This window comes from Pseudorhodoferax sp. Leaf274 (genome assembly GCF_001422445.1).
Taxonomy (GTDB): Bacteria; Pseudomonadota; Gammaproteobacteria; order Burkholderiales; family Burkholderiaceae_C; genus Pseudorhodoferax.
The window spans coordinates 79,142-93,344 of record NZ_LMNA01000029.1 but is presented as its reverse complement, the minus strand read 5'-3'; the positions used below and the strand labels follow the sequence as shown (position 1 = coordinate 93,344).

General features: G+C 70.1%; 11 protein-coding genes. 4 read left to right on the top strand and 7 right to left on the bottom strand.

Going from position 1 to position 14,203, the window contains the following annotated elements; all coding sequences use genetic code 11:
* Positions 1–97 precede the first annotated feature (97 nt).
* Positions 98–1,030: a hypothetical protein gene (locus ASF44_RS25870; RefSeq protein ID WP_056902154.1), complete on the top strand. Its 933-nt coding sequence runs from the start codon at positions 98–100 to the stop codon at positions 1,028–1,030.
* A gap of 18 nt (positions 1,031–1,048) precedes the next feature.
* On the opposite strand, the gene ASF44_RS25865 is transcribed toward ASF44_RS25870, so the two are convergent.
* From ASF44_RS25865 to ASF44_RS25855, 3 genes are all read right to left on the bottom strand, one after another.
* Complete coding sequence (locus tag ASF44_RS25865) at positions 1,049–1,987, bottom strand: MYG1 family protein (protein ID WP_056902153.1); 939 nt, start codon at positions 1,985–1,987, stop codon at positions 1,049–1,051.
* Positions 1,988–2,057: 70 nt separating this feature from the next.
* Positions 2,058–4,295: an NADP-dependent isocitrate dehydrogenase gene (locus tag ASF44_RS25860; protein ID WP_056902152.1), complete on the bottom strand. Its 2,238-nt coding sequence runs from the start codon at positions 4,293–4,295 to the stop codon at positions 2,058–2,060.
* 50 nt (positions 4,296–4,345) lie between these two features.
* The gene (locus ASF44_RS25855; protein ID WP_056902151.1) at positions 4,346–6,016 is read right to left on the bottom strand and encodes an acyl-CoA dehydrogenase family protein; all 1,671 of its coding nucleotides are present in this window, start codon (positions 6,014–6,016) and stop codon (positions 4,346–4,348) included.
* 132 nt (positions 6,017–6,148) lie between these two features.
* On the opposite strand from ASF44_RS25855, the gene ASF44_RS25850 reads away from it, so the two are divergent.
* Complete coding sequence (locus tag ASF44_RS25850) at positions 6,149–7,348, top strand: DNA polymerase IV (protein ID WP_056902150.1); 1,200 nt, start codon at positions 6,149–6,151, stop codon at positions 7,346–7,348.
* A gap of 236 nt (positions 7,349–7,584) precedes the next feature.
* On the top strand, positions 7,585–9,036 hold the full coding sequence (locus ASF44_RS25845; RefSeq protein WP_056902149.1) for a YncE family protein: 1,452 nt from the start codon (positions 7,585–7,587) through the stop codon (positions 9,034–9,036).
* Positions 9,037–9,087: 51 nt separating this feature from the next.
* Here the strand turns inward: ASF44_RS25845 and ASF44_RS25840 are convergent, their stop codons facing one another.
* The 4 genes from ASF44_RS25840 to ASF44_RS25825 form a co-directional block, all read right to left on the bottom strand.
* Positions 9,088–9,936, bottom strand: coding sequence for an alpha/beta hydrolase (locus tag ASF44_RS25840; protein WP_056902148.1), 849 nt, complete (start codon positions 9,934–9,936; stop codon positions 9,088–9,090).
* A gap of 150 nt (positions 9,937–10,086) precedes the next feature.
* On the bottom strand, positions 10,087–10,881 hold the full coding sequence (locus ASF44_RS25835; RefSeq protein ID WP_056902147.1) for an ABC transporter ATP-binding protein: 795 nt from the start codon (positions 10,879–10,881) through the stop codon (positions 10,087–10,089).
* The gene (locus ASF44_RS25830) at positions 10,878–11,939 is read right to left on the bottom strand and encodes an iron ABC transporter permease (RefSeq protein ID WP_056902146.1); all 1,062 of its coding nucleotides are present in this window, start codon (positions 11,937–11,939) and stop codon (positions 10,878–10,880) included. Before ASF44_RS25830 ends, ASF44_RS25835 begins: the two co-directional genes overlap by 4 nt.
* Positions 11,936–13,048 (bottom strand): ABC transporter substrate-binding protein, encoded by a 1,113-nt coding sequence (locus tag ASF44_RS25825; protein ID WP_200930658.1) that lies wholly within the window; start codon positions 13,046–13,048, stop codon positions 11,936–11,938. The genes ASF44_RS25830 and ASF44_RS25825 overlap by 4 nt, the downstream gene beginning before the upstream one ends.
* Before the next feature lie 250 nt (positions 13,049–13,298).
* Here ASF44_RS25825 and ASF44_RS25820 point away from each other — a divergent pair, with 250 nt between their 5' ends.
* Complete coding sequence (locus ASF44_RS25820; RefSeq protein ID WP_162243872.1) at positions 13,299–14,201, top strand: alpha/beta hydrolase; 903 nt, start codon at positions 13,299–13,301, stop codon at positions 14,199–14,201.
* The last annotated feature ends 2 nt before the right edge of the window (positions 14,202–14,203 follow it).

The window sequence follows — 14,203 nt, the reverse complement described above, 5'->3', positions numbered from 1 at the left end:
GGCCGCGCCTTCCGTCAGCGCAAGCCCCGGGCGGCGGTGCGGCCGCGGCACGGCACCACCACAATGCCGCGCTTCTTCATCTGGAAAGAGAACGCGCATGCCCACGCCCAAGTACCGCCTCGTCACCCGCAGCGATTTCGACGGCCTCGTCTGCGCCGTGCTGCTGAACGAGCTGGACATGATCGACGACATCACGTTCGTCCACCCCAAGGACATGCAGGACGGCAAGATCGCCATCACCGACCGCGACATCACGACCAACCTGCCCTACGTGGCCGGCGCCCACCTGGCGTTCGACCACCACCTGTCGGAGACCATCCGCAACCCGGGCGCCGGCAGCAACCACGTGATCGACGCCAAGGCCCCCTCGGCCGCGCGCGTGGTGTACGACCACTACGGCGGCAAGCAGCGCTTCCCCAGGATCCCCGACGACATGATGGAGGCCGTGGACAAGGCCGACTCGGCCCAGTACGTGGAGGACGAGATCCTCGCGCCCACGGGCTGGGTGCTGCTGAACTACCTGATGGATGCGCGCACCGGCCTGGGCCGCTTCCGCGAGTTCCGCATCAGCAACTACACGCTGATGATGGACCTCATCAAGTACTGCCGCGACCACAGCATCGAGCAGATCCTCGCGCTGCCCGACGTCAAGGAGCGCGTCGACCTGTACCACGAGCATGCCGGCAAGGCGCGCGAGCAGATCCTGCGCTGCGGCAGGATGGACGGCCACGTGCTGGTGCTGGACCTGCGCCACGAGGGCACCATCTGGGCCGTCAACCGCTTCATGGTCTACGCGCTGTTCCCGCAGGCCAAGGTGTCGATCCACGTGATGTGGGGCGTGCAGAAGCAGAACACGGTGCTGGCCACCGGCAAGTCCATCCTGGACCGCAGCAGCCAGTGCAACATCGGCGAACTGATGCTGCAGTACGGCGGTGGCGGCCACCAGGCCGCCGGCACCTGCCAGGTGGACAACGCGCAGGCCGACGCCAAGCTGCGCGAGGTGGTGGGCAAGATCAACGCGGCCGGCTGAAGCCGCCGCGCCGCGGCCTCACTTCGGGTCGAAGGGGGCTGCCACCGCCAGTTCGGCCAGGCGCAGCGCGCCTTGCAGCGAGCCGGCACCCGCGATGAAGCGGCCGTTGTGGCAGAACACCGCATCGGCCACGCCGGTGGCCGCGGCCAGTTCGGCCTCGCGCAGCCCGGCCCAGGCGCGCGGCAGATCCTTGCGGGCGGTGAAGGACTGCGGCTCCACCGTCACCACATGCAGCTGGTGCTGCCGGTCGCTGGCGTCCGGGTAGACCACGAACCACAGGTCCGGCATCTCGGCACTGGCCACGTCGCGCCAGGGCAGGCCGCCGCGCGGCAACAGCAGCACACGGCCGTCCAGCAGCACCTGCGCCTCGCGCACCTGTTGCGCGCCCTGGTGGCGTGCACGCTGCTGGTCCAGCGCGGCCAGCAGCAGCTGCGTCACGACCGCCATCGCCTGCTCGAAGCGTGCCAGCGCGGCGGCATCGTCCTGCTCGGCGCTGCCGCGCCGGTCCCAGGGCAGGTTGAACTGGGCCAGCAGCGCCGACAGGCCGAACAGGCCGGGCGCGGCATTGGCCGCTCCGGTGTCGGCACGGTCCAGGTGCTGCACCAGCTCGCGGTCCAGGCTGTCGGCGATGGCCTGGGCCAGCGTCGGCTCCGCCAGGCCACACTGCTGCGCGACCAGGGCCGGGCCGTGCGCGGCCCAGACCAGGCCTGCACTGGCATAGACCACGCCGCTGGTACGCGCGCCATCGAAGCCGCGCTGGTGGTGGTCGAAGCGGCCGCGCGCGGCGTCCCATTCGCCGCCCACGTCCACGGCGAAATCGGCGGCGGCGATCAGCGTCGCATCGCGCGTGCGCAGCAGCCTCGCTTCAGGATGCAGCAGCCGCAGCACGGCCACGCCGAACACGTCGTCCGCGTGGAAGGAGCCGTTGTGGGTGGCGATGGTGGTGGGGATGTTCATCGTGTTCTCGTGCCTATGAAAAAAGGGCCGGGAGCTTTCGCTCCCAGCCCTCCATGACAAGCCCTGGCGCTCAGGCCGTCAGTGCCGCTAGCGCGTCGTTCAGCGTCTTGCTGGGGCGCATCACGGCTGCGGCCTTGGCCTCGTCGAGCTTGTAGTAGCCGCCGATGTCCACCGGCTTGCCCTGCACCTCGACCAGTTCCTGGGCGATGGTGGCCTCCTGCTCGGTGAGCGTCTTGGCCAGCGGCGCGAACCTGGCGGCCAGCTCCTTGTCTTCCGTCTGCGCGGCCAGTTCCTGCGCCCAGTACAGCGCGATGTAGAAGTGGCTGCCGCGGTTGTCGATCTGGCCCGTCTTGGGGCTCGGACCCTTGTTGTTGTCCAGCAGCTTGCCGGTGGCCGCGTCCAGCGCCTTGGCCACGAGCTTCGCCTTGGCGTTGTTGTTCTTGATGCCCAGCTCTTCCAGGCTCACCGCCAGCGCCAGGAACTCGCCCAGCGAATCCCAGCGCAGGTGGTTCTCCTCCACCAGCTGCTGCACGTGCTTGGGCGCGGAGCCGCCGGCACCCGTCTCGTACATGCCGCCGCCGGCCATCAGCGGCACGATGGACAGCATCTTGGCCGAGGTGCCCAGCTCCATGATGGGGAACAGGTCGGTCAGGTAGTCGCGCAGGATGTTGCCCGTGGCGCTGATGGTGTCCAGGCCGCGGATCACGCGCTCCAGCGTGTAGCGCATGGCGCGCACCTGGCTCATGATCTGGATGTCCAGGCCCTGCGTGTTGTGCTCGTGCAGGTACATCTTGACCTTGGTGATCATCTGCGCCTCGTGCGGGCGGTACTGGTCGAGCCAGAACACCACCGGCATGCCCGAGTTGCGCGCCCGCGTGACGGCCAGCTTGACCCAGTCGCGGATGGCGGCGTCCTTGACCTGGCACATGCGCCAGATGTCGCCGGCCTCGACGTTCTGGCTCAGCAGCACCTCGCCCGTGTTGAGGTCGGTGATGTTGGCCACGCCGTCTTCGGCGATCTCGAAGGTCTTGTCGTGCGAGCCGTATTCCTCGGCCTGCTGCGCCATCAGGCCCACGTTGGGCACGGTGCCCATGGTCTTGGGGTCGAACGCGCCGTGCCACTTGCAGAAGTTGATGATCTCCTGGTAGATGCGGGCGAAGGTGGACTCGGGCATCACGGCCTTGACGTCCTTCAGGCGGCCGTCGGCGCCCCACATCTTGCCGCCGTTGCGGATGGCCGCGGGCATCGATGCGTCCACGATGATGTCGTTGGGCGAGTGGAAGTTGGTGATGCCCTTGGCCGAGTCGACCATGGCCAGCTCGGGCCGGCCTTCGTGGCAGGCGTGCAGGTCGCGCTTGATTTCGTCCTGCTTGCTCTGCGGCAGCGTGGCGATCTTGTTGTACAGGTCGACCATGCCGTTGTTGACGTTGACGCCCAGCTCCTCGAACAGCTTGGCGTGCTTCTCGAAGGCTTCCTTGTAGAAGATCTTCACGCAGTGGCCGAACACGATGGGGTGCGACACCTTCATCATCGTGGCCTTGACGTGCAGTGAGAACATCACGCCGGTCTTGTGCGCGTCCTCGATCTCCTTCTCATAGAAGGCCACGAGCGCCTTCTTGCTCATGAACATCGAGTCGATGATCTCGCGGTCCAGCAGCGAGACCTTGGGCTTGAGCACGATGGCCTTGCCGCTCTTGGTGATGAGCTCCATCTTCACCTCGCGCGGGCGGTCCAGCGTCATGGACTTCTCGCCGTGGTAGAAGTCGCCGCCGTGCATGTGCGACACATGCGAGCGAGACGCCTGGCTCCACTCGGCCATGCTGTGCGGGTTCTTGCGCGCGTATTCCTTGACGGCCTTGGGTGCGCGGCGGTCGGAGTTGCCCTCGCGCAGCACCGGGTTCACGGCCGAGCCCGTGCACTTGTTGTAGCGCGCGCGAATGTCCTTCTCTTCGTCGGTCTTGGCGTTCTCGGGGTAGTCCGGGATCTTGTAGCCCTTGTCCTGCAGTTCCTTGATGGCGGCCTTCAGCTGGGCCACCGAGGCGCTGATGTTGGGCAGCTTGATGATGTTGGCCGAGGGCTTGAGCGTGAGCTTGCCCAGCTCGGTCAGGTTGTCGGGCACACGCTGTTCTTCGGTCAGCAGCTCGGGGAACTGGCCCAGGATGCGGCCTGCCACCGAGATGTCGCTGGTTTCCACGTCGATGCCGGCCGACTCGGCGAAGGCACGCACGATGGGCAGGAAGGAATGCGTCGCCAGCAGCGGCGCCTCGTCGGTGAGGGTGTAGATGATCTTGGGCTTGGTCTCTGCCATGACGGATTCCTAGAGCAGTGGTGAAACGTTGAACAAAAAGGTGAATGCGGTCAGGCCAGGGCCTTCTCGAACAGGCCGCGCGCGATGACCTTGAGCGCCAGGGTTTCCTCGGCGCCCTCGAAGATGGACAGCACGCGCGCGTCCACGAAGTAGCGGCTCACGGGCGTCTCTTCGGCATAGCCCATGCCGCCATGCAGCTGCAGGGCTTCGCGCGTGAGCAGTTCTGCGGAGCGGCAGGCCAGCAGCTTGATCTGCGCGGCCTCGATGCGGCCGCCCGCGGCCTCCAGCCGGTTGCCGACGGCATACGCGGTCTGGCGGCAGGCCGCCAGGCGCGCGGCCATGTGCGCCAGCTTGGACTGCGTGAGCGGAAAGTCGATCAGCGGCTGGCCGAAGACCTTGCGGTCCTGCGTGTAGCGCAGCGCCTCGCGCAGCGCGGCGCGCATCACGCCGGTGGCGCGCGCCGAGGTCTGCATGCGCCCGCCGACCATGCCGGCCATGTTGAAGTAAAAGCCCTTGCCCAGTCCGGCCTCGCCGCCCAGCACATGGCTGTCGGGCACGAAGAAATCCTCGAACGCGAGTTCGTAGGAGTGCATACCGCGGTAGCCGATGGTGGGGATGGCCCGGCCGCGCAGGCGGCCGCCGCCGCCCGTCGACAGCTGGGGCCGGAAGTCGAAGGTGTGCTCTTCGGTCGAGGGCTTCTCGACCAGCAGGATGGACAGGCCCTTGTAGCCGGCCGCCTTGTCGGGATTGGTGCGCGCCACGACCATGAGCAGGCCCGCCTTGCCGGCGAAGGTGCACCAGGTCTTGGCGCCGTCCAGCCGCCAGCCGCCGGCCACGCGCGTGGCCTTGAGCGCCAGGCTGGCCACGTCCGAGCCATGGTCGGGCTCGGTCATGGCGATCGCGCAGAGCGGCTCGCCAGCGGCGATCTTCGGCAGGAACTGCTGCTTCTGTTCCTCGGTGCCGCCCGCGAGCAGCGCGCGCGACAGGATCTCGGGCCGCGTGATCAGGCTGCCGGCCGCGCCCAGCGAGGCTTCGGACAGCGCCTCGGTCACGGCGATCATCATGGCCGTGTCGTCGTGCTGGCCGGGCGCGCTGCCGCCATATTCCTGCGGGATCGACAGGCCGAACACGCCCATCTCGCGCAGCGGGCCGAGGATCGTCTCTGGGATGGTCAGGTCGTGCGCGTGGATCTCGGCGGCCAGCGGTGCCACCACCTCGAAGCCGAAGCGGCGGAACGCATCGCGCGCCATGGCCACTTCCTCGCTGACCGCGACCGGACCGATCTCGGACTCGGCCGCGGCGAGCGCATGCGCCGCCGCCGTCAGCGCGGCGGGGCCGGCCACGGCGCGGCGCAAGGCAGGCCACTGCGGATCGGCGTTCCAGGCGCGCAGCGGCGCGCCGTCCAGGTCCGCGTCGATGGCCACGGACTCCAGCCGCGCCTGCACCGAACGCATGGCCTCGGCCGCGAACAGCAGTGCCAGTGCGCGGTCCAGGCCCGCATCGGCCGGTGCCTGCAACACGGTCTGCGCGGCCAGCAGTTCGGCACTGGCCCAGGCCAGCTCGTAGGAGACACCCTGGGCCGCGTCCAGCGCGGCCGGGTCGAGCCGTCCGGGGCCGCTGCTGCAGCGCTGCGCCACTGCCGACACAGCGGTGTCGAACAAGGCCTGCAGGCCGCCGAGCAGGCGGCGGGCAGCGTCAACGAGGTCCGGTTCGGACGTCATGGAAATGGGCTCCGAGGGGGTGGGGTCGGGGGCGATGATAGCGACAGGGCCGACGGCCCCTGCGCCAATCGGCCCAACTGCGCCGCCTGTATACCGTTGGGCCCGGCCAGGGGCGTCTTGCAGGCAGCACGTATGCTCGCGGCCTTGCATCCGACGCCGCCCTTGACCCGCCGCATCGCCCACCTCGACATGGACGCGTTCTACGCCTCCGTCGAGCTGCTGCGCTATCCGCAGCTCAAGGGCCTGCCGCTCGTGATCGGCGGCGGCCGGCGCCGCGCCGACAGCGTGCTGGCGCAGCGCGAGGACTTGCCGGTCGCGGAGTTTCCGCGGCTGGGCGACTACGTGGGCCGCGGCGTCATCACCACGGCCACCTACCCCGCCCGCGCGTTCGGCGTGGGTTCGGCGATGGGCATGATGAAGGCCGCCAAGCTGTGCCCACAGGCCATCCTGCTGCCGGTGGACTTCGACGAGTACCGGCGCTTCTCGCGCGCCTTCAAGGCCACCATCCTGGAGATCGCGCCGCTCATGGAAGACCGCGGCGTGGACGAGGTCTACATCGACTTCACCGAGGTGCCCGGCGGCCAGCGCGAGGGCGGCCGCGTGCTCGCCCGGCTGATCCAGAAATCCATCTTCGAGCGCACGGGCCTGACCTGCTCCATCGGCGTGGCGCCGAACAAGCTCATCGCCAAGATGGCCAGCGAGTTCGACAAACCGGGCGGCATCTCCATCGTGCACGAGGCCGATCTGGAAAGCCGCATCTGGCCGCTGCCGGCGCGCAAGATCAACGGCATCGGCCCCAAGGCCGATGCCAGGCTGCAGGCGCTGGGCATCACCACCATCGGCGAACTCGCCGCCAAGGAGCGCGCCTGGCTGGTCGAGCACTTCGGCCGCGCCTACGGTGCCTGGATGCACGAGGCCGCCTGGGGCCGCGACAGCCGGCCCGTGGTGACCGAGAGCGAGCCTGTCTCCATGAGCCGCGAAACCACCTTCGACCGCGACCTGCACGCCGTGCGCGACCGCGCCGCGCTGTCTGCGATCTTCACGCAGCTGTGCGAGAAGCTCGCGCAAGACCTGCAGCGCAAGGGCTACGTGGGCAAGACCATCGGGATCAAGCTGCGCTTCGACGATTTCAAGATCGTCACGCGCGACCAGACCATCGCGGTGCACACGGCCGATGCGCGCCAGATCCGGCAGACGGCGGGCCAGTGCCTCAAGCGCGTGCCGCTGGAGCGGCGGCTGCGGCTGCTGGGCGTGCGCGTGGGCGCGCTGGCACGGCCCGGCGAGATCGCCGAGCGCGCGGAGCCGGTGGACACGACAGGCCAGCTGTTCTGAAGGTGTCGTCGACGTGAGGGGGCCCGCGCCGCAGGCACCCACGAATCCTGGCGCATTGCAAAGAATTGCGAAGTAGGGGCATTCGGCCCTGTGACCGGCCACGTCACATTTAGAATTCTTGGCCAATACAAATCATTCTCATCCCTGATTGCGCAATCGGCTGGCCCGGTCCTGCGCAAGCTGCAGCGCCGCCTCCGGCGGCCGCCCCTCTTTTTTTCAACCACAAGGAAGATTGCATGAACAACCGCCGTCCTGCCGCCAACACGTCCGCCGTGTGGGCCCGCCCTGTGCAGACCGCGCTGGCCGTGGCCATGGCCCTGGGCCTGGCGGCCTGTGCCTCGGGCCCGCAGTTCAACGCGCAGGATGCCGCCTTCAAGGGCCGCATCAGCGTGACGGACACGCCCGTGGTGCTGGCCGGCAAGCCCGTCCAGCTTGCCGGCCGTGACTTCAAGCCGGGCCAGAAGGTCACCGTGAGCTATGGCGGCGTCGTGCTGGGCCAGACCGCCACGGCCGACAAGGACGGCAATTTCCGCACCCAGTTCGTGTTGCCGGCCGATGCCGATGTGGGACGCTATTCGCTCGTGGCCAGCGCCGCCGAGCCGGCCGCCTCGCTGCTGGTGCCGCTGAAGATCTCCCCGGACGTGCCACTGTCGGGCCAGGAACGCTTCAACGTGCAGTCGCAGGCGCTGGTGCCGGGCCTGTACCAGGCGGGCTACTCGGCCAAGACCGACCGCGTGTTCGTGACCTCGGCCGTGGGCCGCCCGCCCGTCACGCGCAGCGAACTCGTGAAGGTCAACGCCCAGACGCTGGCCATCGAACAGCGCGTGACGGCACCCGTGGCCCCCACGCCGCCGGCTCGCCCCGGCGCGCCTGCGCCCGCGGCCAACGCACCGGCCCTGCCCGGCCTGTACGCGGTGTATGGGGTGGGCGTGGACGATGCCAACGGCAACGTCTGGGTCACCAACACGCGCCAGGACACCGTGGCCGTGTACCGCCAGTCCGACCTGGCCATCGTCAAGCAGTTCGAGCCCGGCGTGGTGCCGCACGCGCGCGACATCCTCGTGGACGGCGTGCAGGGCAAGGCCTACGCCTCGCCCGTCGGCGAGCCGCGCATCGCCGTGTTCAACACCAAGAGCCCGGCGCTGCTGAAGAACATCCCGATCCAGACCAGCCTGCGCGGTCCGCAGGCCAAGGACTTCTCGCCCATGAGCCTGGCACTGGACCAGGCCAGCAGCCGCTTGTTCGTCGTCAGCTCGGGCGGCGAGGTCGCCATCGTCAACACCCGGACCGACACGGTCGAGAAGGTCTTCCCGGTCGAGGCCGCCGTGTCGGCCTCCGGCATCGCCTACGACGCGCAGACCGACCGCATCTTCGTGGCCGCGCAGGGTTCGGACAACGTGGTCATCGTCGACGCCAAGACCGGCAAGACGCTGCGGGACGTGAAGGTGGGCGCCGGCACGCTGAACGTGAGCTTCGACCCCGTCCGCCGTCTCGTCTACGCGGCCAACCGCGCCAGCGACACGGTGACCATCCTGGACGCGGAAGGCAAGATCCTCGGCAACCTGGACGTGGGCAGCTTCCCCAACCACGTCGCGCTGGACGGCAAGGGCACGGCCTTCACGGTCAACAAGGCCCGCGGCTCGGAAGACGGCGAAGGCGACCGCATCGGCCGCATCACGGTGCGCTGAGCGGCACAGCGCCCCTGGAAAACGCCCCGGGGAACCGGGGCGTTCCTGTTTTCAGGCGGAACAGAAACGCAGCACGCGCTGCGCCGCGACCATGACCACCGAGGCGTGGTCCTCGTCGGGAAACACGCGGAACGCGATCCGCTCCGCGCCCAGCCAGGCCTGCAGCTCCGCGGCGAGCGCCTGGGCGCTGCCGACCATGCGGCGCTGCGCGCGGCGCGCGACCAGTTGGTCGTAGCCGGGGTGCTGGCGCTGCCAGGGTGGCACCTCGTCCTCCCAGGCGCCGGCCGCCATGAACACGCGCGGGCCCGGTCGGCCAGGCAACGCCGCGGCAAGATTGGCCGCAAGAGCCGCACGCAGGCCAGCCTCGTCCCACCAGACCGACGGGCTGATGGCAGCCCAGGTGCGAAAGGCCTGCGGCCGCGCGGCCAGCGCCTGCAACACGAAATGGCCCGCGAGCGAGTGGCCGAACAGCGTCTGGCGCGCGGCGTCCAACGGCCGGTCGGCACGCAGCGCCGGCAGCAGCTCGTCGGCGATGAAGGACAGGAAGGCCGGCGCGCCGCCCACGCCGCCAGCCACGGACCCATCGGCCGGCGGGCCGGCCGTGAAGTCGAGACGGCGCTGCGCCTCGGCGAAGAGCGCGTCCGCGTCGTGCGCGATGCCGACCACGGCGGTCGGCACGATGCCGGTGGCATCGGGCCGCCGGCTGGAGCGCTGCACCAGCTCGACGAAGGTGCCGAACAGCGCGTTGGCGTCCAGCACGCAGACCAGCGGGAAGCCGCCCGCCGGCGGCGTACCGGGCGGCACCCAGACGCTGACGCGGTAGGCCCGGCCATTGGCCTGGGCCTGCCAGCGCCGCGTCTGCGCGCCGGCCAGTTCGGCAGGCGACCAGCACGTGCTCATCGAGGCCCCCTTCGGCCTGCGGCCTGTCCCCCCGCGGGGGAGCGAGCTTGCTGGGGGCGGCCCGGCGCGGCGCTCATCGATGCCCCCTTCGGCCTGCGGCCTGTCCCCCCGCGGGGGAGCGAGCTTGCTTGGGGCGGCCCGGCGCGGCGCTCACAGCACGTCGTCCACCATGATCTGCAAGCCGCCGCGCGAGCAATGCTCCACGCGCGCCTGCACGCCGTAGACCTTGGCCAGCGAGGCCGGCGTGATGGCCTCGGCCGGCGTGCCGGTGGCCACCACCGCGCCCTGCGACAGCATCACGATGCCATCGGACCAGCGCGCGGCGATCTGCAGGTCGTGCAACACCATGATGGCGATCATGCCGCGCTCGCGCGCGAGCTCCTGCACCAGCCGCATCACGCGCAGCTGGTGCTGCAGGTCGAGCGCGCTGATGGGCTCGTCCAGCAGCAGCACGCGCGGCTCGCGCACCAGAGCCTGGGCCAGCGACACCAGCTGGCGCTGGCCGCCGGACAGGTGGTCCAGCCCCTCCATCGCCAGGCGCAGGATGCCGATGCGTTCGAGGATGGCCACCGCACGGCGCTGGCTGGCCTGCATGCCGTCGTTCGCGGGATCGCCCGTGGACGAGGCGCGCAGCGCGCCCAGCACGCTTTCGAGCACCGACAGCGCCACGCCCTGCGGCAGCGTCTGCGGCATGTAGGTCACGCGGCGCGCATGTTCGGCCAGCGGCAGGCCCACCAGTTCCTGGCCGCCCAGACGGACGGAACCGCTGGCAGCCTGCAGGCCGGCCAGGGCGCGCATCAGCGTGCTCTTGCCGGCGGCGTTGGGGCCGACCAGGGAATGCACTTCGCCAGCGCGCAGCTCCGGCAGGTCCAGGCCCTGGATGATCTGGCGGTCGCGGTAGCCGGTGGACAGGCCGCGCACCTGCAATGTGCCGTCCTGCTTCATGCGCGATCCCGGCCGCGGAAGATCAGGAACAGGAACACCGGCACGCCGACGATGGCCGTCACGATGCCCACCGGCATGATCGCGCCCGGCACCAGCGTCTTGCTGGCCACCGAGGCCAGCGACATGACCAGCGCGCCGCACAGCACGCTGGCCGGCAGCAGGAAGCGGTGGTCCTCGCCCAGCAGCAGCCGCGCCATGTGCGGGCCGACCAGGCCGATGAAGCCGATGGTGCCCGCGAAAGCCACCGAGGTCGCGGCCAGCAGGCTCACGCGCAGCAGCGCGAGGAAGCGCAGCCGGCCCACGTCCACGCCGAAGCTGCGCGCGCGGTCTTCGCCCAGGCGCAGCGAGGTCAGCCGGCCCGCGGCCTGCAGCGAGAACGGCACGACCAGCGCGAGCACCGCGGCCAGCACGCCGACATGGCTCCAGGTCGCGCGCGACAGCGAACCCATGCTCCAGAACACCAGTTGCTGCAGCGCCTCCTGCGACGACAGGAACTGCACCAGCGCCACCAGCGCGTTGAACGCGAACACCAGCGCGATGCCCAGCAGCACCACGGTCTCCACGCCCGCACTGCGGCGCCGGGCCATCAGTTGCAGCAGCAGCACCGAGCCGAACGCAAAAAGGAAGGCATTGAGCGGCACCATCCATTGCAGCGGCACGAACGGCAGGCTGATGCCCAGCACGATGGCCAGCGCCGCGCCGAACGAGGCGGCCGACGACACGCCCAGCGTGAAAGGGCTGGCCAGCGGATTGTTCAGGATGGTCTGCATCTCCGCGCCGGCCAGCGACAGGGCGGCGCCCACCAGCACCGCCATCAGCGCGTACGGCAGGCGCACCTGCCACACGATGGCCTGCTGCGGCAGGCTCAGCGTCTCGGGCGACAGGATGCCGCCCAGCACCTGCCCCGCCGTCAGCGCCGAAGGGCCGGTGACGAGGTCGAGCGCAAACGCCGCCACGCACAGCACGGCCAGGCCGGCCACGATCAGCATGCGGCGCACGACCAGGCGGCGGTAGGCCGCCAGCACGTCGCTCGCGTTCACGGGCAGCGTGGCGCTCATTTGAGGGAGGTCCAGCCCGCGCCCTGGTACGGCACCGCGAGGAAATTGCGGTTGATCTCGGCCAGCGTCTTCGCCGGGTCGACGTCCTTGAACAGTTCTGGGTGGATCCAGGTCGCGAAGGCCTCGATCGCCACGATGTCGATCGGCGAGTTGATCAGCTGGTGCGCCAGCCCGAAGGCCTGCCCGGTCTTGACCGCCGACAGCTGCGCGATGCCCTGGCGCTGCGTCACGGCCGCCAGCGAGGCGCGCGCGCGCGCCGCGTCGTAGCCCGCGCCCAGCACCAGGCCACCGGCCTTCTCCAGGTGCGCGCCGCCCGTGGCGATGTAGACCTTGGGGTCGCGCGACATCACGTATTCGATGTTGAGCTTGCCCGTGGGACTCTTGAGCACGTCGGCGCCGATGTTGTGGCCACCGACGAAGTCGATGTATTCGCCCATGTTGCCCTTGCCGGGCGAATTGCAGCAGTCGCCCGTCATGCCGGCATGGGCTTCGAGGAACACCGTGGGCCGGGCCGTGGGCGCGAGCCTGGCCACGCGCTGGGCGATCCTGTCCACGTGTTCGCGGCGGAACGCGACGAAGGCTTCGGCCTTGGCCTGGCCGCCCGTCAGCTGGCCCAGGATGCGCAGGCTGGGCTCCTGGTTCCTGAACGGGTTGTCGAAGAAGTCGATGAACACCACCGGGATGCCGGCGGCCTGCAGCTGCGCGATCTGCGCATCGGTGGGCCCGGAGCCGACCGAGACCACGGCCACGTCGGGCGCGGCAGCCAGCACGGCCTCCAGGTTGAAGCTGCCGGCCGAGGACGCCACCTGCGGCACGCCGCGCAGCGCCGGGAACTTGGTCAGGAACTGCGCGTAGGTGGCGTCGCCGATGCGGTGCACGTCGCGCGGCCAGGCGGCCAGCCACTTCACGGGGTCGGGCTGGATCAGCGACAGCGCGACCAGGAAGCGCCCGTCGTCGATGGTGATCTTGCGCACGGCGTCCGGCACGGTGACCTTGCGGCCACGCAGGTCGGTGAGCTCGGCGGCCACGGCCGGTGGTGCCAGCAGGGCCGCAAGCAGCGACAGCACCAGGCCGCACGCGACGACGAGGCGGTGCAGGCTTTTATTCACGAACGATTCCTAATTGCAGGGCAAACCGCGGATGTTGCCACAGGGCCCCGCGGCCGCCGCCACCGCCGGCCCTACGCCAATGCAAAGTATTGCGAAGCAAAGGCCTGATGGGCCGGATGGCCATCCGCGGCGCCTAAAATTGGTCAGTACAAATAATTCTCATCTAGAAGCAGTGCCGGCCCGATGGTCGAAACCGGTGGCCGGCGTGCCGCCCTTGCTGCTCTTCGATTCCGTGGCGATCCCCAGTCCTTTGTCCTCCCTTCCCGCGTGGCCGCGCCGCAGCCTGCTGCTGGCGCTGGCCGGCGCAGGCCTGCAAGCCTGCACCGCCGCCCGGCCGGCACCGGCGCCCCACCGGAGCGAGCGCTTCGAACTGGTGTCCGCCGACGGGCAGCGCCGCTACCGCGTGCAGCTGGTGCTGCCCCACGCCGCGCCGCCGGCTGGCGGCCACCCGCTGCTCGTGATGCTGGACGGCAACGCCGCGTTCGCCGCCCTCACCGACGAGGTGCTGGCGCGCCAGGCCGCCAGCGGCCGCCCGCTGGCCATCGCCACGCTGGGCCATGAAAGCCCGCAGGGCCTGGACGTGGCAGCGCGCGCCTTCGACTACACGCCGCCCGTGCCGGGCGAGAACCCGACCTGGGACGACGCGAGCCGCCAGCGCACCGGCGGCGGTGCGGACCTGTTCCTGGACCTCGTCGCGCAGCAGGTGCTGCCCGAGGTGCACCGCCGCGTGCGCTGCGATCCGGCCCGCAGCACGCTGTGGGGACACTCCTATGGCGGCCTGCTCGCGCTGTACGCGCTGTTCACACGGCCGGCGCTGTTCGCGCGCTATGCCGCGGCCGATCCATCTCTGTGGTGGCACGACGGCTTCATGCTGTCGGTGCAGGACCGGGCGCGCCCGTTGCCAGCCGACCGCCGCACCCAGCTGCTGCTGATGGCGGGCGGCGCCGGCACCGCCACCCGTTCGCAGCGGCCGGGCATGGACGACACCGCGTTCAACCGCCGCGCCATGCTGAGCGACGCCACGCCCCGGCTGGCCGAGCGCCTGGCCCTGCGCGCAGGCTTGGACCTCACGTTCCAGACCTTCCCGGGCGTCGGCCACGGCGCTATGCGGCCGGCCTCGATCCCGCCGACGCTGGCCTTCGCCGCCGCGTGAGC

Excerpts from the sequence above, each read along its gene's own strand:
- ASF44_RS25870 (WP_056902154.1), top strand. The coding sequence starts at position 98 with ATGCCCACGCCCAAGTACCGCCTCGTCACCCGCAGCGATTTCGACGGC.
- ASF44_RS25865 (WP_056902153.1), bottom strand. The coding sequence starts at position 1,987 with ATGAACATCCCCACCACCATCGCCACCCACAACGGCTCCTTCCACGCG.
- ASF44_RS25860 (WP_056902152.1), bottom strand. The coding sequence starts at position 4,295 with ATGGCAGAGACCAAGCCCAAGATCATCTACACCCTCACCGACGAGGCG.
- ASF44_RS25855 (WP_056902151.1), bottom strand. The coding sequence starts at position 6,016 with ATGACGTCCGAACCGGACCTCGTTGACGCTGCCCGCCGCCTGCTCGGC.
- ASF44_RS25850 (WP_056902150.1), top strand. The coding sequence starts at position 6,149 with ATGCTCGCGGCCTTGCATCCGACGCCGCCCTTGACCCGCCGCATCGCC.
- ASF44_RS25845 (WP_056902149.1), top strand. The coding sequence starts at position 7,585 with ATGAACAACCGCCGTCCTGCCGCCAACACGTCCGCCGTGTGGGCCCGC.
- ASF44_RS25840 (WP_056902148.1), bottom strand. The coding sequence starts at position 9,936 with ATGAGCACGTGCTGGTCGCCTGCCGAACTGGCCGGCGCGCAGACGCGG.
- ASF44_RS25835 (WP_056902147.1), bottom strand. The coding sequence starts at position 10,881 with ATGAAGCAGGACGGCACATTGCAGGTGCGCGGCCTGTCCACCGGCTAC.
- ASF44_RS25830 (WP_056902146.1), bottom strand. The coding sequence starts at position 11,939 with ATGAGCGCCACGCTGCCCGTGAACGCGAGCGACGTGCTGGCGGCCTAC.